At 34.1% G+C, this 23,614-nt stretch carries 22 protein-coding genes; 8 read left to right on the top strand and 14 right to left on the bottom strand.

Annotated elements, in window-relative coordinates; genetic code table 11:
* The gene (locus QQS35_RS20955) at nt 1-693 is read left to right on the top strand and encodes a Crp/Fnr family transcriptional regulator (protein ID WP_285934563.1); all 693 of its coding nucleotides are present in this window, start codon (nt 1-3) and stop codon (nt 691-693) included.
* Here QQS35_RS20955 and QQS35_RS20950 read toward each other — a convergent pair.
* From QQS35_RS20950 to QQS35_RS20940, 3 genes are all read right to left on the bottom strand, one after another.
* Entirely contained in the window at nt 690-1,406 is a 717-nt protein-coding gene (locus tag QQS35_RS20950; RefSeq protein WP_285934200.1) for a YwiC-like family protein, read from the bottom strand. The two genes, QQS35_RS20955 and QQS35_RS20950, sit on opposite strands and share 4 nt — an antisense overlap.
* A gap of 26 nt (nt 1,407-1,432) precedes the next feature.
* Nucleotides 1,433-2,557: a TIGR04053 family radical SAM/SPASM domain-containing protein gene (locus tag QQS35_RS20945; protein ID WP_285934199.1), complete on the bottom strand. Its 1,125-nt coding sequence runs from the start codon at nt 2,555-2,557 to the stop codon at nt 1,433-1,435.
* Nucleotides 2,558-2,735: 178 nt separating this feature from the next.
* Nucleotides 2,736-2,978 (bottom strand): DUF2249 domain-containing protein, encoded by a 243-nt coding sequence (locus QQS35_RS20940; protein WP_285934198.1) that lies wholly within the window; start codon nt 2,976-2,978, stop codon nt 2,736-2,738.
* A gap of 347 nt (nt 2,979-3,325) precedes the next feature.
* On the opposite strand from QQS35_RS20940, the gene QQS35_RS20935 reads away from it, so the two are divergent.
* Nucleotides 3,326-4,018, top strand: a complete 693-nt coding sequence (locus tag QQS35_RS20935) for a Crp/Fnr family transcriptional regulator (RefSeq protein ID WP_285934197.1) — start codon at nt 3,326-3,328, stop codon at nt 4,016-4,018.
* A 96-nt stretch (nt 4,019-4,114) separates the two neighbouring features.
* Here the strand turns inward: QQS35_RS20935 and QQS35_RS20930 are convergent, their stop codons facing one another.
* Nucleotides 4,115-4,426 carry a metal-sulfur cluster assembly factor gene (locus QQS35_RS20930; RefSeq protein WP_285934196.1) on the bottom strand — a complete coding sequence of 104 codons (312 nt, stop codon included), beginning with the start codon at nt 4,424-4,426 and terminating at the stop codon, nt 4,115-4,117.
* 117 nt (nt 4,427-4,543) lie between these two features.
* Nucleotides 4,544-5,308, bottom strand: coding sequence for an alpha/beta fold hydrolase (locus tag QQS35_RS20925; protein ID WP_285934195.1), 765 nt, complete (start codon nt 5,306-5,308; stop codon nt 4,544-4,546).
* Nucleotides 5,309-5,483: 175 nt separating this feature from the next.
* Here QQS35_RS20925 and QQS35_RS20920 point away from each other — a divergent pair, with 175 nt between their 5' ends.
* The 3 genes from QQS35_RS20920 to QQS35_RS20910 all read left to right on the top strand — a co-directional run bounded on the left by QQS35_RS20920 (nt 5,484) and on the right by QQS35_RS20910 (nt 6,783).
* Nucleotides 5,484-6,317 (top strand): Cof-type HAD-IIB family hydrolase, encoded by an 834-nt coding sequence (locus QQS35_RS20920; protein ID WP_285934194.1) that lies wholly within the window; start codon nt 5,484-5,486, stop codon nt 6,315-6,317.
* Between the two features lie 113 nt (nt 6,318-6,430).
* Nucleotides 6,431-6,580, top strand: coding sequence for a hypothetical protein (locus QQS35_RS20915; RefSeq protein ID WP_285934193.1), 150 nt, complete (start codon nt 6,431-6,433; stop codon nt 6,578-6,580).
* A gap of 11 nt (nt 6,581-6,591) precedes the next feature.
* Nucleotides 6,592-6,783 carry a DUF3813 domain-containing protein gene (locus QQS35_RS20910; protein ID WP_285934562.1) on the top strand — a complete coding sequence of 64 codons (192 nt, stop codon included), beginning with the start codon at nt 6,592-6,594 and terminating at the stop codon, nt 6,781-6,783.
* Nucleotides 6,784-6,808: 25 nt separating this feature from the next.
* Here the strand turns inward: QQS35_RS20910 and QQS35_RS20905 are convergent, their stop codons facing one another.
* The 3 genes from QQS35_RS20905 to QQS35_RS20895 form a co-directional block, all read right to left on the bottom strand.
* A complete protein-coding gene (locus QQS35_RS20905; protein ID WP_285934192.1) occupies nt 6,809-9,640 on the bottom strand; it encodes an ATP-binding protein in 2,832 nt (943 codons plus the stop codon).
* Nucleotides 9,633-9,995 carry a response regulator transcription factor gene (locus tag QQS35_RS20900; protein ID WP_285934191.1) on the bottom strand — a complete coding sequence of 121 codons (363 nt, stop codon included), beginning with the start codon at nt 9,993-9,995 and terminating at the stop codon, nt 9,633-9,635. The genes QQS35_RS20905 and QQS35_RS20900 overlap by 8 nt, the downstream gene beginning before the upstream one ends.
* 207 nt (nt 9,996-10,202) lie before the next feature.
* On the bottom strand, nt 10,203-11,822 hold the full coding sequence (locus QQS35_RS20895) for a GGDEF domain-containing response regulator (protein WP_285934190.1): 1,620 nt from the start codon (nt 11,820-11,822) through the stop codon (nt 10,203-10,205).
* A 197-nt stretch (nt 11,823-12,019) separates the two neighbouring features.
* On the opposite strand from QQS35_RS20895, the gene QQS35_RS20890 reads away from it, so the two are divergent.
* Nucleotides 12,020-15,139 carry a hypothetical protein gene (locus QQS35_RS20890; RefSeq protein ID WP_285934189.1) on the top strand — a complete coding sequence of 1,040 codons (3,120 nt, stop codon included), beginning with the start codon at nt 12,020-12,022 and terminating at the stop codon, nt 15,137-15,139.
* 31 nt (nt 15,140-15,170) lie between these two features.
* On the opposite strand, the gene QQS35_RS20885 is transcribed toward QQS35_RS20890, so the two are convergent.
* The 3 genes from QQS35_RS20885 to QQS35_RS20875 all read right to left on the bottom strand — a co-directional run bounded on the left by QQS35_RS20885 (nt 15,171) and on the right by QQS35_RS20875 (nt 18,127).
* Nucleotides 15,171-16,523 (bottom strand): glycosyltransferase family 2 protein, encoded by a 1,353-nt coding sequence (locus QQS35_RS20885; protein WP_285934561.1) that lies wholly within the window; start codon nt 16,521-16,523, stop codon nt 15,171-15,173.
* A gap of 56 nt (nt 16,524-16,579) precedes the next feature.
* Entirely contained in the window at nt 16,580-17,635 is a 1,056-nt protein-coding gene (locus tag QQS35_RS20880; protein ID WP_285934188.1) for a HEAT repeat domain-containing protein, read from the bottom strand.
* A gap of 63 nt (nt 17,636-17,698) precedes the next feature.
* The gene (locus QQS35_RS20875; protein ID WP_285934187.1) at nt 17,699-18,127 is read right to left on the bottom strand and encodes a hypothetical protein; all 429 of its coding nucleotides are present in this window, start codon (nt 18,125-18,127) and stop codon (nt 17,699-17,701) included.
* A gap of 258 nt (nt 18,128-18,385) precedes the next feature.
* Here QQS35_RS20875 and QQS35_RS20870 point away from each other — a divergent pair, with 258 nt between their 5' ends.
* Entirely contained in the window at nt 18,386-18,649 is a 264-nt protein-coding gene (locus QQS35_RS20870) for a NifU N-terminal domain-containing protein (protein WP_285934186.1), read from the top strand.
* A gap of 165 nt (nt 18,650-18,814) precedes the next feature.
* Here the strand turns inward: QQS35_RS20870 and QQS35_RS20865 are convergent, their stop codons facing one another.
* From QQS35_RS20865 to QQS35_RS20855, 3 genes are all read right to left on the bottom strand, one after another.
* On the bottom strand, nt 18,815-20,965 hold the full coding sequence (locus QQS35_RS20865) for a heavy metal translocating P-type ATPase (RefSeq protein ID WP_285934185.1): 2,151 nt from the start codon (nt 20,963-20,965) through the stop codon (nt 18,815-18,817).
* On the bottom strand, nt 20,958-21,326 hold the full coding sequence (locus QQS35_RS20860; RefSeq protein ID WP_285934184.1) for an ArsR/SmtB family transcription factor: 369 nt from the start codon (nt 21,324-21,326) through the stop codon (nt 20,958-20,960). The genes QQS35_RS20865 and QQS35_RS20860 overlap by 8 nt, the downstream gene beginning before the upstream one ends.
* 182 nt (nt 21,327-21,508) lie before the next feature.
* The gene (locus QQS35_RS20855; protein ID WP_285934183.1) at nt 21,509-22,354 is read right to left on the bottom strand and encodes a YitT family protein; all 846 of its coding nucleotides are present in this window, start codon (nt 22,352-22,354) and stop codon (nt 21,509-21,511) included.
* A 290-nt stretch (nt 22,355-22,644) separates the two neighbouring features.
* Here QQS35_RS20855 and QQS35_RS20850 point away from each other — a divergent pair, with 290 nt between their 5' ends.
* Complete coding sequence (locus QQS35_RS20850) at nt 22,645-23,505, top strand: DegV family protein (RefSeq protein WP_285934182.1); 861 nt, start codon at nt 22,645-22,647, stop codon at nt 23,503-23,505.
* The last annotated feature ends 109 nt before the right edge of the window (nt 23,506-23,614 follow it).

Raw genomic sequence — 23,614 nt, 5'->3', positions numbered from 1 at the left:
ATTTTGAAAAATCATAGAATGTCAGAAGACCTTGCTTCGATTTTATCTACTGTCGATCATACCATGAAAATAGAAAAAAACAGCTTCCTTTTTCAACAAGGTGAAGAAGTAACAGAGTTATATATCATTTTATCGGGGAGAGTTCAGATTGGTAAAATTTCTCCTGACGGAAGAGAGTTAACACTCCGTATTTGTACAAAGGGAGATATTGTAGGCGAATTATCCTTTGATTCAGAAGAAGTCAAATATATCTTAAATGCAAAAGTGACCGAAGATGGTGAAGTTGCTGTAATAAAGAAAAACACACTGGAAGAAAAGCTTCTCACTGACAGTAAACTAGCAATGGAATTCATGAAAATAATGAGCGTGAATTATCGCAGAGATCAAACAAAATTTCGCGATTTAGTACTTCATGGCAAAAAAGGAGCTCTCTATTCCACTTTAATCCGTTTGACAAACAGTTACGGGGTTAAACAAAAAGACGGAATATTGATTGATATTATTCTTACCAATCAAGAGCTCGCTAATTTCTGTGGTACATCAAGAGAAAGTGTCAATCGCCTATTAAATGACTTAAAGAGAAGTAATATTTTATCTATTAATAAAAGTAAAATAACAATTCATGACTTACAATACTTAAAAGACGAAATTAACTGCGAGGATTGTCCTGTTGTCCTATGCAGTATTGATTAATAAAAGTAAATTGACATGACAATAAAAAAAATAGCCGAATTTACTATTTCAATAATACCCATGTTCATTGGTTTTAATGTTTTTCCAGGAAAATAGATAGAACGAATTAAGCTTGGTATAAAGGCTAAAGCCATTAAGCCATTTCCAATAATAATTAAAGCAAGACACAAGATACTATGATAAGTCCAAGAGATCCAGCGATATGCTGGATTTTTCTTTTCTCTTATTAACGTCTTTATAAAAAAAGTACTCCCTACAAAAAACAAAATACATACACTAGCTACTACCCAAGCAGTGGCATTCCATTGATTTGTTCCAAGGTAGTAGGTAGCTAATCCGCTTAAAGAAAAAGCAATTATCGCACTTAAGTCATTTAAGAAAAGACGATCCTTTTTTTTCCTACTGAAATACAAGTTTAAGAAAAAGAAAGGCGTCATTAATAAGCCAACAATAATGATAACTGGTTCTTTAAGCATGACTGGAGTAATGAATATTAGTGCTATAATAAAATATATTGCCGACCATTTTAAGTGAAATTTAATTTTTTTCTTCTTTACAGCTAATAATAATGGATAGGTTGATAAATATAGAGCAATCCAAGCCACGCCAAGCGGTATCTGTAACCAATCCATCCCTCCGGAAACAATCCCTAATCCAAACGGTACGATAAGCATTGCCCATGCGCCGTGTTGTTTTGGCAAAAATAATTTCATTTAATCACCTCAAACGTTGTTCTCCTTTAGGCACGCTTCTGTTGACGCATCACCTTTGGAATATAAGTGCAATATGGTTCACTTTCCAGATAATCTCCTGTTACTGCATACGCTCTTGATCTAGAACCACCACATACATGACGAAATTCACAAACTCCACATTTCCCTTTATACTTATCTGGATTTCTAAGATTTTTTAAAATATCAGAATCACGATATATTTCTGGTAATGGTTGATCTCTTACATTTCCAACTTTGACAGGAAGTAATCCACTTGGATAAACATCTCCAATATGAGAAATAAATATAAAGCCATTGCCATCATTTACACCTTTGGGCGCTCGCCCAAGTCCATCAATGCCACCAGTTTCCCCTTTAGTTAATGCATCCTGATAATTAATGTCTGGTTTACTATTTCCATCTTTGTTTTCTCGAATCTTATTTTGAATCACTACACGCCTATAATGTTGACCAGCTGTTGTTTTTATGTCAAATGGTACTTTTTTCGATAACTTGTACAACCACCTAAATACGCGCTCATGCTCTACAGCGCTAATCATGTCCTTCTCCTGCCCTCTTCCTATTGGTACAAGGAAAAAGACACTCCATAGGACACAATTTAATTCCTCCATCAATGATGCCATTTCTTCTAAATAGTCAACATTGTACCGTGAAATCACAGTATTAATTTGAAGTGGCATTTCCAATTCATGCAAGTACCGAATAGCATTCATTGTTAAATCAAAAGAACCACTCGTTCCTCTGAAGTGATCATGAATTTCAGCGCAATGTCCATCCAGACTAAACGCCCATCTAGATAAACCAACCTCTTTAGCTTTGTTCATCGCCTCCTTCGTTACATTTGGAGTTGCTGACGGTGTCATGGACACACGAACGCCTTTGTTTATTGCATATGCTGCAATTTCAAAAACATCCGGACGCATTAACGGGTCCCCACCAGTGAAGACAAGCATTGGATTATTCATTTCTATAATTTGATCAATTAATCTTTTACCTTCTTGAAGGTTCAATTCACTTGGGTGACGGTGATACTGCGCATCAGCACGACAATGTAAACATTTCAACTCACAAGCTCGGGTAAGTTCCCATATAACAATAAAAGGATCCTTATTATAATCACGTGCTTTCATATTAATCCCCTCCTAATTACATTGATTTATTGTAACCGTCTTTAGAGTTTATTAAAGTGATTTTATTCACAGGTAGTTTCATTTCAAATAACTTTCTAGATGAATAAAGCTATTCCAATTCTAAGTAAACTAGTGGAATAGCTTAAAATAAATATATTATTGTACTATGTGAAAAAACTTACTTTAATTTTGAAATAGCTACACACCAAGTCGTTGGACCCTCTTGCAAATACTCCCAATTAAACGTTCCTTCGCGTTCAATCATAAATTGATAGTGAAGTGGTTTGGGATCGTGATCATTTGTTAATTCCATCACTTCACCTGCTTGTAAACCATCAAAAGTTTCAAGTATCATTGGATGACGAAACCTTGGCTCTATTTCAGGTGCGTTAATTTTTGCTGCATAGTTTACTTGACTCATACTATTTGTACCTCCTAATAGAAATGTTTTTCTATACCTAGGTTATATATTTGCTAATTGTTATGGAGTGAGGTACAACAACAAATCTCTATGATTTTAATCACACCCTTGGATTTTGATCAATAGTATGATATAAGTACAATAATAAACGTGAATGGAACTTCTATTTTAATCAATTTCATAATACCAATTTTGTCGTCACCTACAACATTGTCGCAGATGACTGAATAAGGTAATTATGAAATTGACTCATTTATATTAGATAAAATAATAAAAATGAAGACAAGCCAATTCCGATATTCGGATTAAACTAGTCGCTGTTATTTTACTGAGGAAAGGAAGGTATAATGAATTCAAAATCAATTCAAGATTTGTTGCAAAAAGTCCCTCTCTTTAAAGATCTAACCATTGATGAAATAAACCCTATTATTGAACTTGCTCAGTCAAGAAGATATCGACGTGGTACCCATATTTTTATGCAAGGTGATCCATTATCGAATGTGTACTTCATCCATATAGGGAAAGTGAAAATATACAAGACTGACTTTCACGGTAAAGAACAGATCGTTAACGTTTTACAACCAGGCAATATGTTTCCACATCAAGGATTTTTCAGGCAAGACAAGTGCCCAGCTCATGCTGAAGTAACTGAGGACGCGACGTTGCTATACATTCCGATACACTTATTTGAAAACTTTTTGATGAATAATCCAGCTATCTGCGTTAAATTGTTTAAAGTTTTAGGTGATTTAATAGTAGACTTACAAAAGCGTTTAGAAGAGCAAATCTTACATAATACGTATGAACAAATCATTATGCTTTTGTTGCGTTTGACCGAAAACTATGGAGAAAAGTTAGAAGATGACACATTTAAATTAAGTATGAATTTTTCAAACCGTGAACTAGCTAATATGATAGGTTCAAGCAGAGAAACAGTTAGTAGAACGCTAACACAACTAAAAAAGGAAAAGTTAATATCTACCAATAAAAAAGGAGATATACTCTTAAATAGAGAAGTTTTAGAGAAGGAGCTATTTTAACAATAGCACTGACGCTTCTGGAGAAGTAGCAAACAAGATATTCAGAAAAACCGACTCGTAAAGTTAATACGAGTCGGTTTTGATTTACCTATAAAATCAATCTGGAATACCTAATGCAATTTTTGCATAACGTGACATACGGTCCTTTGTCCATGGTGGATTCCAAACAATATCCACTTTAGTATCTTGTACTTCTGGAAGATCCTCTAATACGCGTTTTACATCTGATTCAATGTGAGCAGCTAAAGGACAACCCATTGCAGTGAGCGTCATTGTCACAGTTGCAATACCTTCATCATTCAAGTCTACACCATATACTAATCCTAAATTAACGATATCTATACCAAGCTCTGGATCAATAACATTCTCCAAAGCACCCATTAGATTTTCTTGTAATGCCTCTTCCATACCAATAAACCTCCTTTATTATCTTATTTATTATTATAAACATAAATGTTCATAAAATTAAATGATTTAAATCACTACTTATGAAATATTTATGAAACTGTTTGATTTAAGTTGCGATTACAATTGTAGTTCAAACCAATTTACTGTTTCGATAATCGCAAATCGACTTACCTTATGATCACGGTTTACTTCTCTCAGGAACCGAATATTCTCTGGATTTTTATAAAGTTTCGTAGCTTCTTCATAAAAGTCATATGAATGAGCAAAAGGTACAACGGAATCATTTTCACCATGCCAGAAAAACAACGGTCGTTCATTTAACTTTTCGATTTGTTTTGATAAATCAATTTGTTCTAATGAATTATATATTGCTTCGAGCTCTTCCACCGCTATCGGTAATTCTCCTCTTACTTCTTTTATATTAGCAACTAATTCTCTTGCATAATCAGATATTTTTGGCGAGCCCATAAGCACTGCAGCCGCTTTAACCCAATCAAACTGTGTTAATGCCGCAGCTGTTGTAATACCTCCCATACTCGTACCAGCAATACCAAAACGTTGATTCTTAATCAGCGCTCTTTTTGTTAACTCATCTTTTATTATTTGTAAATCTTTAAGGTTTTGCTCCACAATTTTAAAGAACTGAAGTTGCCTTTGATCATTAGGAATATCACTTTCCCTTTCACCATGGTACAAGCTATCTGGCAATATAACTCGGTAACCTTTTTCTGCTAATAAATAGGCTAACGGCAAATTATTTTCCTTTGCACTTGTAAATCCATGAAAATACGTAAGCACTGGTAACGGTTGGTCTTGATACTCAGATTTAACTGCTATTAATACCGGTATATCTTCCCAATATTCTTTATGAATTTCTATCATATAACTTAATTCCTCTCCTAATGATGATAATATAAAAACTACTTCCAAATAAATCTCATACTACTATCATATAATTTGATTTGAAAACTTGCAAAAAATAGGAGATAATATACAGATTCTTTACATATATACATTTCCGTTTTACACTATATATACTAATAAGAGGTGAATTGCTATGGAAAAAAACAGACATCTAATTGCATTAGATCTTGATGGAACACTTTTAACTGATAATAAAGTGATTAGTAACCGGACAAAACAAATTGTACTTAAGGCAAAAGAAGCAGGCCATATTGTTGTTATCGCAACCGGAAGACCCCACCGTGCTAGTATTGATTATTATCATGAACTTGGTTTAGATACACCTATGGTTAACTTTAATGGTGCATTAATCCACCACCCTACAGATAAAAAGTGGGATGCGCTGCACAGTCCACTTCCGAACCGTACTGCATTAAAAATTATCCAGACATGCTATGAACTAAAAGTCAAAAATATATTTGCCGAAATTAAAGACGATATGTACTTAGACCGTTATGATAAGGAACTTTTTGATATTCTTCATGGTACAAAGGAAGATCAGCCAATTATAATCGGTAGTTTAAAGAACGAACTACGAGACGATCCTACTTCATTACTTATTCACCCACGTGAAGATCATATTCAAGAACTTCGTCAAAAGTTAGATGACGAACATGCGTCCGTGATTGAACACCGAAATTGGGGTGCTCCTTGGAATGTCATTGAAATCGTTCGAAAAGGTATGAATAAAGCTGTGGGTTTAAAACGAATTGCCCATTATTACCATATTCCACAAGAAAATGTTATTGCTTTCGGCGATGAAGATAACGACCTTGAAATGATTGAGTATGCTGGTGTTGGTGTTGCTATGGCTAATGGAATTGACCAACTAAAAGGTCTAGCAAAACATATAGCTGCATCCAATGAAGAGGATGGAATTGGCTATTTTCTTGAGGATTATTTAAAACTCAATGTAAAGACACTTTAATTTTCCATAAAATACATTTCATTTATCACATAAGATTGTACCATACTAAGCTTGAACGTAATATTGCGTTCAGGCTTTTTCATTTTAGTTGTTCAAACTGGGAGGAATTACTGATGAGTAGAAAAAGTAAATCGAAACGTTTTACTCAACAAGGTGCAGATTCCGTTAAGCAACATGATGAACGCTTTCCTTATCACGAACGCTTTTCTGACGTTCAAGAGTCAAAAGAGAAAGCTGATAAGCAAACTTTAGGAGGTTTTTAGTGATGGCTAACATGGCAAATAATTTATTTCAACAGGCTAAAAATGCTGTTAACCGTATGACGGGTGGTCAAACCTTTGACGAAAGCGATAAGCAAGCCGCAAGGAATGCTATTCAGTCTGCTTATACAAATGCTACACCAGAAGAACAACAAGAGTTGCAACAACTAGAACAACAGCTTGAGCAACAAAATGAAATTAAATAACCTCTAACATGATAATACCCCTTCATTATGAAGGGGTATTATCATTATAATCTTTTGCATATAAGATTTGGCCAGTCTTTTCATACTGTAACATGGTTTGTAAAATAACTGTTGATAGCTTATTTGGTGGATACGGCTTCGTTAAATAATGCTCAATACCAAGCTCTTGTCCCTTTTCATTTTGCTCAAGTGCACTCGAAATAAATATAGGTATATTCGATAGATGGTCTTGTTTTTTAATTTCTTGAATAACATCCCAGCCAGTCATACCTTTTCCTAGCATTAGATCGACGACAAAACCATCTGGTTTAATGCTATCAAGAGATTTTATTACTGATTCTCCGTCCGTGTACTTTTTAACAAAGAATCCAGAATCCCTTAATTCATCCTCCAATAATTGTGATAAACTCTCATCGTCTTCGATTAAAATAATTTCGGGTAGTAAATGATTTTCATCAATAATTTCTAAATTTTTTACTGTTTGATCTAGTGGAATAGTTATTGTGAACACACTACCTTTATTAAGTTCGGACCTTACAGCAATTTTACCGCCATGTGCTTCAACGATTTCTTTACAAATGGCTAGTCCTAAACCAGTCCCTCCTATTTTCCTCTGACTCGAATTATCAATACGATGAAATTTCGTAAACAACCGTTTTAGCTCATAATCAGGAATCCCGATACCTTTATCCGATATGTGAACAAATAAATTTTCATTACTGTTATTAAATGAAAGTACCACATCCCCACCATCAGGGGAAAATTTAATTGCGTTACCAATTAAATTATTAAATAACTGTCTTAGACTTTGTGGGTCAGCTTGGACGAAAGATATATTACTTTGATCGATTAACTTGATAGAGTGAGTAGTGTGATTTACTTGGAAAGATTCAACTACTTCACTAGCAACCTCAATCATGTCAACTTTTTCAAATTTATATTCTTGACGACCAGCTTCCATTCGTTGTAAATCCAGAAAATCATTAATTAAATTTGTTAACCTTTGGGCTTCTTTATGAATTGTTTTCAAATAACGTTCTTGTCTATCTGGTTTTAGTTCTTTGTTTATCATCAGTTCTGTATATCCCAAAACACTTGCGAGTGGTGTTCTTAATTCATGACTTACCGTACTTACTAAGTCAGACTTCATTTGATCAACTTCATACTCTGCAGTGATATCCCGGTAGACAAATAAAGTTCCTATTCTTGTATCCTGACGATACACCGCCTCAGAATAAACAATGATCACTCTGCTACTATGGCTGTTTTCTACCTCAAATTGATAATGTGTACCACTATGATTATCTGTGAACATTACATTTTGTAAATAGGTGATGAATCCATCTTTGCTTTTGACATGCCTTGCAGTTTGTTCTAACCAAACTGATCCTGTGTACAATTTATTAATATGATAGGTTTCATTAAGTTGAAAGAATTCCAACCATTTTTGATTAAATTGGACTAAGTCCCCTTGCACATCTACAAACTGTATTCCTTCATTTATGTTATCTATAATATCTTGATTTAATTGACGACTATTTTCTGTTTGCTCAAAATAGGTGATCTTTTCTAGTGAGAGCGAGACACGATTTAGTATTCCTAACAATTCTTCTATTTCAGAGTCTGTAAAGTTACTAGCAACTCTTGTACAAACAAGTACTGCTATTAATTCCTTGTCAGCACTAATAATCGGCGCATGAAAATCATAGCAAATAGCATTTGTTTTGTAACCAAATTCTCCTTGAATCGCTTCCCTTTCTGTCACAAATGGTTGAGAGTTTTTTTTCAAGCGATGAATAACCGTCGCAAAATAAGATTGAATAGAACCTTTAAACGTATCAGCTTCTATGCCAATTGTAGCAAAATCTTCAGATTCTAGCGTAAATAACACACCATGGTCAAAGTGGTAAATAACTGCTAGATCACCAATTACTTGGTCTAACAACTGTTGTTGATTTTGTGCAATTGATAATGCATGATTTAATTGATTATACCTTTCAAGTGTTTGCTTCGTATTTTCTAGTTGGACCGCTTGCACTTTTAATTGATTATTTTGTTTTGATAAATTATCTTCTCTATCCTTAATCTCATAAGCCATATCTGCAAAACTATGTGACAGTGTTCCAAGCTCATCTAACCGATTAAGACGAGTAACTTTTATATGTTCGCCTTTGGCTAGTAATTTAGATGCTTTAGAAAGCTCTGAAATAGGATTAGCAATCATTTTTGTTAAACTTCTAGCAGCAAGACTTAACACAAGAAAAATTAACACTAAAAATAATAAGAGAAAATAATTTGTATAGTTTATGGTGTTCAGAAAGGAGTCTTGACTATCCATAAGTTTAACTTCTATACTGCTATTCACTTCACCAATTTCATCTAATAACTCATTCACTAGTGTTGTAGATGATGTAGTTCTACTCGCTTCTTTTAATGCCTGGTAATCATTCGATTCAATCAATGGTTGCATGAAAGGTAATAAGTCGTTCCAGTAACTATCTTGAAATGCTTCCATTTCATTAACAATGACTCGTTCTTCTTCCGAAAGATTTAATTGTTGATATTCAACAAGATTCTTTTGTAAATTTTCATTGTAGAATTCCGATTTACTTAATTCATCTGTGTTTCCAAATGCAGCATATCCGCGCATATGGACCACCATTTGGTAGACATTTTCCTGCATATCACTAAGTAGGCTACCTTTTTCAGTTAACTCTTCCCTTTGCTCAAAATATTCTGTCTTAACTGCATTAGTAAAGATAAAAATTCCCGCAATACCTATAAAAGCAGTTACTGAAACACCCATCATTAAAAAGAAAAATTGGCGGCGAATTGTGCGTTTCAAAAAATTAGGCATCTAGAATATCCTCCACCAATAATACTAGTTGGGCTGGACTAAACGGCTTTGCCATATAAAAAGGGATGCCAGCCTGCCTTGATTCCTCTAAATCCGATTGCTGTGTTTTAGCAGTAAGCATTAAAATTGGATGATTTTTTTTCCAATCATCGTCCAATTGCTGCGCGACTTCAATCCCTGTTAATCCAGGCATCATATAATCCAAAATTACTAAATCAAATATATCCTTATTTATATGTAATAATGCGTCTTGTCCGTCTACAGCCTCAACAACCTCATGTCCTTCATCTTCCAATGTATCCGTTATTAACATTCGAAGTACTTCTTCATCATCTGCTACTAAGATTTTAGCCATAAATTAATTCTCCTTTACATCCCCATTAATAAAAGCGCGGGGCGCCTTCGAAACAAGGAAAAGCCTTGTTTCTGTGATGTCTTTCTATGAAGTATCCCTTTGTGCTCACCTAAGGCAATGAAGACAAATATCTATGTGGTGTTCTCTACCATAAAGATGTTCGACTTGGGTAGGTACTGGAGCTAGACATCATCACATTTTCCCAAACTAAAAAAGTCTGTTTACTAACCTTTTAATGCGTGCTTCTAATTGCTGTAAACTGAAGGGTTTAGTAATATAATCATCAGCTCCGAGCTCTAATGCTTTAACGATGTCTTTATCTTTTTGACGACCAGTAAGCATGATAATTCCCATATTTTTTTCATTTTCAGTTTTTCTTAATTGGGATAGCACTTCTAAACCATCCATTCGAGGCATTATTCCATCAAGCAAAATAATGTACTTACCTGATTCTTTATACCAATCAGTTTCTAAAAAGGATTCGCCTTCCCTAAAGGCTTTTACTTCAATGTCAAAGTTTTGAATAGCCATCTTGGATAATTGATCATAGAGTAATTCTTGAATAACTCGATCATCATCAACGATCGCAATTCGTAATGAATTGTCTTTTTTTACTAATTGACTGTTTTTCTGCAGGTCAGGATGATATCCATGAACAGATTGTCTTCCATTTTGCTTTCCGTAATATAAAGCGAGGTCACTCTGAACAATGAGCTGCTCAAGTGATTGAACAGATTGTTTCATTTCTGCCACACCGGATGTGAAGCTCAGTTTCAGATTTACACCATTTACTTCTGTTCTGTCATCCATAAACTTATACAACAACCTTTTAACGATATCGATAGCCTCTTCTTGTCTTGTATCCTGCAAAATCAACAAAAATTCTTCTCCACCATAACGAACAAGATAATCCTCAGGTCGGATGTTTCTCAATATCAATTGTGAAAATTTTGCTAGAACCATATCACCTACGGCATGTCCATAGCGATCATTGACTTGCTTAAAACGATCTAAGTCTAACAAAGCAAAGCTAAAAGGAGAGTTACTTTCTCGAAAGCTTTTGTGTAAGTCTTTCCATTTATCGTTTAAGAAAACTCGGTTATATGCATTGGTTAACTCATCAATCATTACACGTTTTTTAAACCATTCCTTCTGGCGCAAACGATTTTCAATAATACTTAAAAGTAAACCATGATCGATTGGTTTTTCTATGATATCATGTGCATTAGCATTATATACCTTCTTCTTAGAGTCAATCGAAACTTCATCACTAATAAACATAACAGGAGTAAATGTACTTAAGACATTTTTTTCAACTTGCTTAAGAAAATCTAGCCCTTGCTTATTTTTTATATAAAAGTCGATAATTACTAAATCTGGATGGTGATCATAAAACAACTGGATTCCACGCTCTAGTGTAGTAGCAATAAACACCATGAAATTATTATCTTCTAAAGCATCTTTTAAATCGTTAAGCAAATCGATATCATCATTTAAAATCAAGATTGTATTCCTGGAAAGATTATCTTCTACTGATATCTCTGAATTTTCTTTTGGTTGCTCTATATTTTCATCGAATAACAAAGCTAGTGGTTGGATAAAATCAACCCACTCATCTAATTGCCACATCGACTCTTCATCTTTATTTATTTTCTCAAGTAATTCATTTGACGCCTCAGTTAAGTTGTGAAGTTCTATCGAAGATGCGGTTCCTTTTATCGAATGCAAAAAGCGATATAATTCTTGGTTGGTGATCACTTGTTTTTGTTTCCATTGTTCAAGCATATCTTTATACCGCTTTAGAAACATCATTTGATACTTTTTCAAAACATTCACCCCTAATTTTAAAACTACTTTATTATTCTAACACAGATACTAAAAGTCGAATTATGATATTATGTGAATTATTGATACTATACTAATTTAATGAGTGTGATAACATGAAAAAAGTTTTCCTTATATGTTTAATTGTTACTTTTATAATAATACTCCCTTACCTTTTTTGGAAGTTGATAGATTCCTCCATGGGTAAAAAAATAACAATCATCGACAAAACTGTGCCATCAGAGGACTATCGTGAACATCACGGCCTAACCTGGATCATGAATTACTTACATTACGCTACTCCCAATCATGACAAATCTTTAGACCCTGAACGAGATTATATTGGTTATAAACCAACTTCTGATTCAATGGATAGTATTGATATACTTAAAGACGAAGTTAATCAAAGTGATATCATCTACATTGCAGATACGTATGGTGTTTATGAACAAGAAGACGATGGAGAGCAGATCACCACTAACAAAATAACTGGTGGCTTAAGCGAAGAGGAATTAGCAATTATTGATAACAAATTGCAACAAGATCCCACAAAGTTGTTTATGGAATTTAACACTTTTGCATCTCCAACTTCCTCTTCTGTAAGACAACAAGTTACTTCCATGCTTGATACAGAATGGACAGGTTGGACAGGACGTTACTTTTCCACACTTGATTTAGATACAGAGAATGAAATCCCTGAATGGATTGAAAGAAACTACCAAGAACAATATAACCAGTCATGGTCTTTTACTAATGGTGGGTTTGTATTCACACACGAAGATGGTCGAATTATTATCATAGAACACAACAATACAAACGACGGCATCTTATTTTCTTTCACCGATATCGGTGAAGAAATTACCGGTATAAAAAACAGTCAAGCGTATGGTTATTGGTTTGATATTCATGTATCAAAGGATACAAATAACGTCTTAGCAGAATATAAATTAGAACTCAATGATGAACAATTAAAGATATTAGAAGAGGAAGGAATACCATCTACTTTTCCTGCTGTATTTTCAAGTCAGTATCATAATTCAATGCTTTACTATTTTGCTGGTGACTTCGTTGATATTGGGAGTATCCCTTCTTTTTATCAATATAAGGGACTACCACTATTCCATCAGTTAAAAAGCATGTTTACACAAGATACCCAAAAGGCTTTCTTTTGGAGGACTTATATGCCAATGGTACAAGAATTACTTAAACACCCTTTGCCAATCGTTGAGGAAGAAAATGAGGTTTCTATATACGAAGAAGAGGAAGTAAAACAAACAGCTAGGCTTAAAGATGCCCGCATGGAGATTTACACAGATGATAAATGGAGTTCTATACTAATAAAAGGAGTTAACATAGGGATGGCTAAGCCTGGTTATTTTCCAGGTGAAGCGGCTATAACAGAAGAAGAGTATTTTAGATGGTTTGAACTGATTGGAGAAATGAATGCGAATACGCTTCGGGTTTATACCATACACCCACCTGGGTTTTATCGCGCGCTAAATAGATACAACCAACAATCGGCAAGCCCTTTATATGTACTACATGGGGTCTGGATTGAGGAAGAGCCTTTCCAGGAAACACCGAACGCTCTAGATGCAACAATCAGTCGTTCCTTTGAGCAAAATATTGAAGATACCATTGATGTCATTCATGGTAATGCAAATCTACCTGAACGTGATGGACATGCTAGCGGACTCTATCAAGCAGATATCTCACCTTATGTTATAGGATATATAATTGGCATTGAGTGGGACCCACTTATGGTTGAAAATACAAATCACTTAAATAAGGAATATGGACAATTTAACGGAACGTTCATTCAGACTAAAGATGCTAATCCTTTTGAATATTGGTTAGGTTCCATGCTTGATCATACAGCAATATATGAGCAGGAGAACTATAACTGGCAACGTCCATTAAGTTTTACAAATTGGGTAACTACTGATTTACTAGATCATCCTTATGAACCACTTGATGAAGAAGATCTTGTTAGTGTTGACCCAAATCATATAACCGGTACAAGTTCACACTTACCAGGACTGTTTGCTTCTTATCACGTTTATCCGTATTATCCAGACTTTCTAAACCATACACCGGGTTACTTAAGTTATACGGATCATCGTGGTGAACAAAACAGCTATGCAGGCTATCTAAATGACTTGAAACAGGCACACAACATGCCTGTACTTGTTGCAGAGTTTGGCGTTCCCGCTAGTCGGGGCAAAACGCATTCAAATCCATATGGATGGAATCAAGGTGGACTATCTGAAGAGGAGCAAGGGAACATTAACAAACACTTATACGAAGACATAACAAATCAAGATTACATGGGTGGATTGTTGTTCTCTTGGCAGGATGAGTGGTTCAAACGAACATGGAATACGATGGAGCTTGACGATCCTGATCGTAGACCTTATTGGTCAAATGTTCAAACAAATGAACAACGTTTTGGTTTGCTGAGTTTTGACCGTTTCAAAATTAATGTTGATGGTGAGCTTTCTGATTGGAAAGAGGCAAAAGAAGTAACAACTATTTCGGGCCAACAAAAAGGTATAGATACTATTCAGGTTACACAGGATGAAACGTATTTATATACTTCCGTTCAATTTGATTCAAATCAAATTGCTCAAGGGCTACCAGATAGCTATTTATTATTAAATACAATACCTAATCAAGGTAATAAAACAGTACCATTTGATCAAAATATAACCTTAGACAAGGGCATAGACTTCATCGTCCAACTTTCTGAAAATAAAGCAAACGTATTAGTAGATGGTTACTATGATGCTTTTGATGTTCAATACGGTAATGAACTTAATCAGGAAAGTACAGAAACACTAACTGTAAATAGTGGCAAGTATCACCCAATTCGTCTAGCCTTAAACAAACAAATGACAATACCGATTAAAGATGAGCTACTAGCTTTTGAATACTATGAAACGGGAGTTCTTACTGAAGGAACAGCTAATCCAACTCAAGACAATTATAATTCTTTGACAGATTATAATTTTAACGAAAAAAATGGAGTATTAGAAATTCGCATACCTTGGCTTTTACTTCATGTAAAAGATCCTAGTCAACGAAAAATATTAGGTGACATTCGAAAAGATGGGTTGGATAGTGAACAATTTATCGATGATATTTCCATTGGTTTTGTTAGCTACTTAAACAAAAATAAGCCCACGGTTCTAGCAGAAGAACAAAATACAGTGAGACCAACTTTATATTCGCATACATGGAATACTTGGGATTTGCCTAAATATAAAGAAAGATTAAAAAAATCCTACTACATTATGCAAGAAGCATTCACACCTAAATAAAGAAAAGCGAGCCTTTGCGCTCGCTTTTTCTTTATTCAGATATACCTTTTCTATCCATTTCTCCCCAAGAAGAAGATTTTTGAAAAGCTTGGATTATGCCTTCAAACCTCCAATACACCGTCATTGGCTTGTACCATAAGCTTTCTGTTAATGCATATAAAAATAAAACAATTAAGTTCTTTTTAGTCGGATAGCGGTTTACGCTCCATTCCTCAAGCAAAACCGCTGCCATTGATAAGAAAGAACCTAAAATAACAGATAATGAAAACATTAATAATGCAATTGGCAAATTAATCATCGAAAATAAAAGACCAAAAGGTACAATAAAATAACCGATTACTTCAATAATCACCCCAAACAACTCAAATATTAGATAGAATGGCATCGAGGCCATTCCTACTAAACCGTATTTTGGATTTCCTATCATATGTTTATGATTCCATAGTGATTCAAACAATCCTCTTTGCCATCTACTTCGTTGTCGTCTTAAGATTTTTGTGGAATAAGGAGCTTCCGTCCAGCAAACTGGATCTGGAACATAAATAATTTTCTTATCAGACTTTTGATCTTTAATTAATTGATGTAATTTCACAACTAATTCCATATCTTCGCCAACCGTGTCGGTTCTATATCCACCAGATTTAATAACCCATTCTTTATTGAATACACCAAATGCTCCAGAAATAATTAATAAAAGATTAAACTTACTTAGTCCATTGCGCCCAATTAAAAACGCTCGTAAATATTCAATTACTTGCATGATTACAAGCGGAGACTTTGGGAGTGCAATTTTCATAATCTCTCCACGCTTAATCACACAACCGTTCGCAATTCGAATACTGCCACCAGTAGCTATAACTTTTTCATTAGACTCTATGATAGGTTTCATTACTTTTAAAAATGCATTTCTATCTAACACGGAATCTCCATCTATCGAACAGAAATATGGATATTGAGATAGATTAATACCAGCATTTAATGCATCTGCTTTTCCTCCATTTTCTTTATCCACCAAATACACATTTGGATTTGTGCGTGATTGATAGACTTGTTTTATCGGTTTTGAAAGCAGACGTTTTCTTACAGGATAGTTAATTGGTTTCATACTAAACTTTTCAATTGTTAGCGGTAGTGTTCTGTCCTTACTACCATCATTCACAATAATGATTTCGTACTCTGGATAATTCATACTTAACAACGAACGAACACTGTTATATATACCTCTTTCTTCATTATATGCTGGAACTATAACAGTAAGTGGTTTGGTGTCATATGAAGTAAGATAATCTTGATACGGTTGCTGTTCATGCAACAAATAACTTTTCCTTAGTTGTTTTGCAGAAACTAAAAAAATAACAACATATATACTAATACTGAGCACCATATAAGCAATAGAAAGCCATACAAATACCGTAAATATATAGGATGTTACATTAAGAATTAAATCCAAACTTGATCACCTACTTCTAACCATTGAACAGCTAAATCACGAGCAAAACGATCTTGATGTGATTCCAAAATGTATTCTAATATAATATTCCCGTCAGAATAACTAGCTATTGCTTCACCAACCGCTTGCCTAACAAACCAATTAGAGTCAGTGACCATTTGAATTAACAATGACTTTAATCGCTGCTTTTGCATAATCATAGCTAATCTAGCAAACAAAACACGTTCTTGATAAAGTTCCGAACTAGAAAATTCTACAATCAAATTCACATCAGAAACCACTCCAAGATGATATAAAGCCTTCAGTGCACTTATTCTAATTTCATCTTGCTTATCATGAAGGGTCGCTTCGATAAAAGAAATCTTTGATAGTTCTTTCACCTCACCAATCCATTCCAAGATGGCTTTTTTAAAGTTCATAGGGAGTAACGAGAAAAAATTAATATACTGGAGGGAATAGGATTTATCGAAACGTTGCAACATATCTTTATAGATAAATTTAGGATGTTCTTCTTTATCAAGTACAGAGAAATTAAAGTAATCATAACTTTGATTGCTACTCAACACTCGCATCACTTGATACTTTTCACTTAGATCCTCATAATTATTTTGTCGATATCTTTTCATAAGTTCTTTCTCGAAATAAGTTATATTAAAATCCTCTATATAATACAATGCATTCATTCGAATCGATAGACGTCTATGTTTTAATTTTTCTTGATAATATTCTAATAAATAGGCTTGAACTAAGTTGTCTATTCTATCTTTTTCATTTTCTTTATTTACATAGCTATATAGTTGATATAATTGTTTTTCTAGCACTTCAAAATAAATACCTCTTTGTTTAAACAGAGTTCTCGGAATTATTTCTCCATTAAATACAAATGCTTTAACATAAGGATCCATAAACAAATTAATTTGCTTCATTTCATTTTCTTTCTTTGTTCTTCTATCTTTTACTATTAGCAAATAACTTAAGAACAACAACAATAAAAATAAAATAGAAACGTTTAAAAATATTAAAACGACTTTGCTTTGGAAATCCATAAACCCCATCCTACTCGCTTTTTTCCACACTGTTTCATTCTATCATAATTCAAAGATATGCTATTATCTACAACCAATTTTTACATTACTCCGGAAAACTTTCATGAAAATAATTGCATACAGTATATGCCCAATTAACCAATAGAAAATTGCCTCCATATCTAGAACTGACGGTGTTTCTTTTTTAGCTATAATTGTTAATGGAAAATAAGATAGTGAGGCTAATCCACTTAAAATGCAGACAATACTCCATTGTATTTTTATACTCGGATATGTCTTCATTCGTATTAAGACGACAAAAATCAATGATATTCCCCAGGAAATAGTCATATGTAATAACCACTCTAATATTAGTGGTATATCATTAATAACAAAATCCACATTCATAAGTAAGGTATAAACCCTATTACCAGTTATCCATTCAATTACAAATAAAAATATAGCTAAAATTAAACCTGCAACAGTTCCAGCAAATAAACTTTTAAATGCCACAATATTTGATTCCTCCAAAATTACTTAATTAATTGAAATTTCCCTATTCTTCTTTCGGTCAAACCCACTATTAATCTCACCATGTTTGTCTTGCACTACAGTAACAAGTACCATCATATTTAGTACAAAAAAAGAAAATTTCCAACTATAATTTTTCAAATATTTAAATCATTTTATAAAAAGTTAATGTTTCTTTTGTATTTAATACTTTTCTGCTATCATATAGCATATAAGCAAGAAATCTAGGAGGAAATATTGATGAGTGTTCATATTGAAGCTACACCAAACCCAAATGCAATGAAATTCACAACAGACTCACTGATTTTTGAAGGGAATAGTAGTATTTCGGTCATGCCCGGGCAAACTAGTGAACATAAAATACTTAATGACTTAATGGCGTTAGACGGTGTTGATAACGTATTCGGATTTCAAAACTTTATAACTGTGAATAAAAAAATGGATGTAGAATGGGAATCTTTGACTTCCCGTGTACAAGACGTACTAAACACCTATGGTTATTAAACCATAGGTGTTTTTTTTGATTATCCAGGAGATTAGAAAATTATCTTAGTGTAGATAACATGCAGAAATAGCTATGTCCAGTTCCTGCGTTTCCCCGAGTCAAACTAACATCTATGTGGTAAGCAATCTACCTGGGCATTTCTTCTTATAATACTAAATCTATAATTATGTTTTTTTACGTTGTTTAACTTTAACCTTTAATAATCTTAAACTGTTTAACGTCACTAATAAAGTTGCACCCATATCAGCAAAAATCGCTATCCACAATGTTAACCAACCAGGTATAACAAGGAGTAAAGCAATAGCTTTTATTGCCAGTGAAAAAGTGATATTTTGTTTTATTATCGTTAGAGCTTTTCTACTTAATTTTATTGTATATGGTAGCTTACTTAAATCATCTGACATTAGCGCAATATCAGCAGTTTCTAAGGCAGTATCAGTACCCGCTCCGCCCATAGCAACTCCAACTGTAGATGCAGCTAACGCAGGTGCATCATTTACCCCATCACCAACCATTGCGACACTAGTAAATTCTTCGCGTAGTTTTTTTATGAAATTCAGCTTTTGTTCTGGAAGCAAATCAGCTTGCACATCTGACACACCAACTTGTTTACCAATTGCTGTAGCCGTTTGGTAGTTATCGCCTGTAAGCATTATCGTTTTTTTAATACCAAGCTGGTGCAGTTTGCTAATAATATCTTTTGTCGATTCCCTTACTTGATCAGCTACGGCAATTATACTGATAATCTCATTGTCGGTCCCTAAAACCATCACTGTTTTTCCTTGTACTTGTAATTGTTTTATTTGTTCGTCTTTCTCTTTTGTTATACTATTTGGATTCAATTCTTGAAAAAGTACTGGGCTACCAACATAATACATTTCACTATCAATTTTTGCTCTTATTCCTTTACCCGTAATAGATTGAAAATCTGAAATAGAAATGTCTTCATAGTTCAACTTAAACGCGTCTGCCTTTTTTAATATCGCTGAGGCTAGTGGATGTTGTGAGCCTTTTTCAATTGCTGCTGTTATTGCTATCCATTCATCTTCATTACCACGGTAAGTGATTATATCAGTTACTACTGGAATTCCTTTCGTCAGAGTACCCGTTTTATCAAAAGCAATAACTTTTAAACTTCCCGCTTCCTCTAAATGAATCCCGCCTTTAATTAGAACTCCGCTTCTCGCAGCATTCCCAATTGCTGTTACTACCGCGATTGGTGTAGATACAACTAATGCACAGGGACAACCAACAACTAATACCGCTAAACCTTGATACACCCATTCTTGCCATATTCCTCCCAAAAATAGAGGTGGAATAATAGCAACAAGGAAAGCTAGTATAATAATAGCTGGTGTATAGTATTTTGCAAACTTATCAACAAACGCTTGCGAAGGTGCACGTTCAGCTTGCGCCTCTTCCACTAAATGAATAATCTTTGCTAATGTTGTATCTTCTACTCGTTTTGTTACCAATACATGTAACAAACCTTCTTCATTCAACGTTCCTGCAAACACCTCGTCGTCAGGTGCTTTGCTAACAGGCACACTTTCTCCTGTTATCGCAGCTTGGTTAATGGTAGATGTACCTTTTTGAACTATCCCATCCATAGCTAATTTCTTTCCAGGTTTGACAACCATAATATCATTAATTTGAATGGATTCCACATTAACTGTCATTTCTCTATTGTCACGAATTACAACTGCTTCTTTAGGAGCAATGTCCATCAGTGATTCAATGGACTGACGAGCTTTATCCATTGAATACCGCTCTAATGCCTCACTAATAGCAAACAAGATAACTACAGTTGCTGCCTCTCCCCATTCACCTATCACCATAGCCCCTAAAATCGCTATAGTCATTAACGTGTTCATATCAAAATTAAGTTTTGCTAAATTTTTTAAGCCCTTTATAAAAAGTGTATAACCACCTATTAGAATAGATAGAGTAAAACCAACTGTAGGTAGGACATTCTCTTCACCAAGTTGTTCACCCAAAAGCCAACTAATTAATAGTAACAAGGCAGATATATATACTTTAATATTTTGTTTTTGTTTCCAAAAAGATTCTTTTTTCTCTATTTTTTCTTTTTCGCCTCGTACTTTTAAATTTTCAAAAGAACCTGCTTTTTCAAGTTCTTCTTTCGTTGCATGACCAGTTATCGTTAATTTTGATGCACCAAAATTAACTTTTGCATCTGAAACACCTTCCAGGTGTTTAACGTTCGTCTCGAACGTTTTTGCGCACCCTGCTCAGGTGAATCCTTGAACTCGGTACGTTTGGGTCTCTTGATTGTTTTTGTTGTACTCAGGCATCCACTTTCACCTCTTTTCCAAAAGCTAAACCAATCTTAATTAACTGTTTTATATCTGGGTTATTTATCGAATAAAAAGCCAGTTTGCCTTGTTTGCGAAATTTCACAATTCCCTGTTTATGGAGTAACCGTAAATGATGGGAGGTATTTGCTACCGGTGCTCCTATAATATTAGCTAGATCACATACACATAACTCTTCTTCCTGACACAAAGCATAGGTGATTTTAGCCCTATTATCATCAGCAATTGCTTTAAATAATCGAGATACGCTAGATATATCAACATTTTCTATTTTATTTTGGACTTGATTCACTTTTTCTTGATTGTAACAATAAATCTCACAGGTATCCTTGCTTTTCAAAACTAACAACACCTTTCAATCAAATATATATTTGATTAAATATAGCATATAGTAATAAAACGCTTTAATCAAACATAAATTTGAATGATGAGTTAAAAAAAACCCTATAGATAGACATGTTCATCTACTCTATAGGGTCATTGTATGTTTTGTCTATGCTTACTGTTTACAAATCAGTTAACTTAATCTCTCCTAAAGAACCCAAAAATACCTGCAGTTTCAACGACATTGGTAAATGCCTGAGGATCAACCTCATTAATAATTCTTTCTAAGTCATACAATTCATATCTTGTAATAACTAGAATCATCATATCCTTATCTTCCTTCGTATAGGCACCTCGAGCAGGCAGAATCGTAATCCCTCTGACCATTGTATTATGAATTTCTTTTTGCAACTCATCTGCTTTGCGTGTAACAATCATTGCTGTTACTTTTTCATGTCTCGTGTGTAATCCGTCAATAACTCTTGTCGTAACATAGAAAGCCAATAATGTATAGAGAGCATTTTCCGGCTCATAAATAATACCTGCAAGAAGGATGATTATCCCGTTAATTAGCATTAGATAACCACCAATAGGTTTATCTTTTAAACGTGATAAAACCATTGCAACGATGTCAGAACCGCCAGTAGAAGCACCCCACTTTAATGTGATTCCTATACCAACGCCACCAATGACACCACCAAATACAGCATTTAACATGATATCGCCTGAAATTTCTATAATAGGTAATACGGCTAAAAATATAGTTGTAAACAGAACAGAGAGAAAACTATATATCGTAAACCCTCTACCAACTTTCAGCCAACCTAAAATCGCAACTGGAATATTTAAAATTAATAGTATAATACCTGTACTTATGCCTTGAATATTCAAAAGGTCAGCAAAGATACTAGATAATAATTGGGCAATACCTGTAAAACCACTTGCATATACGTTTGCTCCGATTAGGAAGAAGTTCAATGCAATCGCATTTAGCAAAGCTCCTAACATCACAACAATAATTCTTTTTGCTTCAAATAAAAACATAAAATCCCCCCTGTATAACTTCTAACAAATAATTTTCTATGTATGCTATTCTCTGTTTACATACCCGTCAATCTTACAGGGTAACCCCTTTAAAAGTAAAATAGCGAAAATATATTTTGACTATACGGTTCGCTACCAGTAAACTAAGAAGTGAATAGTCGGTGTAATGCATATATAACTTCCATTACTCTAATAGCTCATACATTATTTAATATTATTCACATCTTTTATTTATACATACGTTTCTTTAAACTACACATTATATAATTCTACCCTCGGAGGTGAATGATTTGACAGTTAAAATTATTGCAGATTCAGCAAGTGATTTATCAAAAAAAAGCTATGAGCAGTATGATATTGATATCGTATCATTAACTGTTCAATTGGATGAAAAAAACTATGAAGATGGGAAAACAATTTCAGCTAAAACAGTTTATGATTCAATGCGAGAAGGAAAATCACCTAAAACTTCACAAGTGACACCACAAGCTTTTAAAGATACTTTTGAAAAGTATGCTAAAAATGATCAAGCTTGTCTTTATCTTTCCTTTTCATCTGAACTTTCTGGAACATACCAATCAGCTAAGTTAGCAGAATCTGAACTAAAGGAAGATTATCCAAATTGGGACTTGCAAATAATCGACACAAAATGTGCTTCCCTAGGTTATGGATTAGTTGTTTTGCGCGCTGCTCAGTTAGCGCAAGAAGGTGCTAGTATGAAAGAAATTTCGGAAATTGCTACGTACCACGCAGAACACATGGAACATATCTTTACCGTTGATGACTTGGAATACTTGTTCCGAGGTGGTCGCGTAAGTAAAACTGCAGCATTTGTTGGAACGTTACTAAAAATAAAGCCTTTACTACATGTAGATAAAGGTAGATTAATACCATTGGAAAAAATCCGAGGTTCTAAAAAAGTGTTGAAACGAATGTTGGATGTTATGGAAGAAAGAGGACAAGACTTTACCAATCAACCAATAGGCATTAGTCACGGAGATGACTTAGAAAGAGCCGAACAATTAGCTAGTCTAATTAAGGAACAATTTGGTGCAACTAATATTCATATTGAGATGGTGGGCTCATCTATTGGTTCACATTCAGGTCCAGGAACTATTGCATTATTTTTCTTGAATCGAGATTATAAATAATTTAAACATCCACATATGAACAGAAAAAGAGAAAGGCACATACTGCCTTTCTCTTTTGTCATTTTCATTTAAAAAATAAGATCTTTTAACAAAAACCGGTCACAATTTC

Origin of the sequence: Aquibacillus rhizosphaerae (genome assembly GCF_030282825.1) — a bacterium.
In the GTDB taxonomy this organism is placed as follows: Bacteria; Bacillota; Bacilli; order Bacillales; family Amphibacillaceae; genus Aquibacillus_C; species Aquibacillus_C rhizosphaerae.
This window is presented reverse-complemented; position numbering and strand designations above follow the sequence as displayed.

Coding starts and splice junctions, on each gene's coding strand:
- QQS35_RS20900 (WP_285934191.1), bottom strand. CDS start 9,995: ATGGCTAAAATCTTAGTAGCAGATGATGAAGAAGTACTTCGAATGTTA.
- QQS35_RS20945 (WP_285934199.1), bottom strand. CDS start 2,557: ATGAAAGCACGTGATTATAATAAGGATCCTTTTATTGTTATATGGGAA.
- QQS35_RS20915 (WP_285934193.1), top strand. CDS start 6,431: ATGAGTAGAAAAAGTAAATCGAAACGTTTTACTCAACAAGGTGCAGAT.
- QQS35_RS20930 (WP_285934196.1), bottom strand. CDS start 4,426: ATGGAAGAGGCATTACAAGAAAATCTAATGGGTGCTTTGGAGAATGTT.
- QQS35_RS20920 (WP_285934194.1), top strand. CDS start 5,484: ATGGAAAAAAACAGACATCTAATTGCATTAGATCTTGATGGAACACTT.
- QQS35_RS20870 (WP_285934186.1), top strand. CDS start 18,386: ATGAGTGTTCATATTGAAGCTACACCAAACCCAAATGCAATGAAATTC.
- QQS35_RS20885 (WP_285934561.1), bottom strand. CDS start 16,523: ATGGTGCTCAGTATTAGTATATATGTTGTTATTTTTTTAGTTTCTGCA.
- QQS35_RS20940 (WP_285934198.1), bottom strand. CDS start 2,978: ATGAGTCAAGTAAACTATGCAGCAAAAATTAACGCACCTGAAATAGAG.
- QQS35_RS20950 (WP_285934200.1), bottom strand. CDS start 1,406: ATGAAATTATTTTTGCCAAAACAACACGGCGCATGGGCAATGCTTATC.
- QQS35_RS20855 (WP_285934183.1), bottom strand. CDS start 22,354: ATGTTTTTATTTGAAGCAAAAAGAATTATTGTTGTGATGTTAGGAGCT.
- QQS35_RS20935 (WP_285934197.1), top strand. CDS start 3,326: ATGAATTCAAAATCAATTCAAGATTTGTTGCAAAAAGTCCCTCTCTTT.
- QQS35_RS20880 (WP_285934188.1), bottom strand. CDS start 17,635: ATGGATTTCCAAAGCAAAGTCGTTTTAATATTTTTAAACGTTTCTATT.
- QQS35_RS20905 (WP_285934192.1), bottom strand. CDS start 9,640: ATGCCTAATTTTTTGAAACGCACAATTCGCCGCCAATTTTTCTTTTTA.
- QQS35_RS20910 (WP_285934562.1), top strand. CDS start 6,592: ATGGCAAATAATTTATTTCAACAGGCTAAAAATGCTGTTAACCGTATG.
- QQS35_RS20925 (WP_285934195.1), bottom strand. CDS start 5,308: ATGATAGAAATTCATAAAGAATATTGGGAAGATATACCGGTATTAATA.
- QQS35_RS20890 (WP_285934189.1), top strand. CDS start 12,020: ATGGGTAAAAAAATAACAATCATCGACAAAACTGTGCCATCAGAGGAC.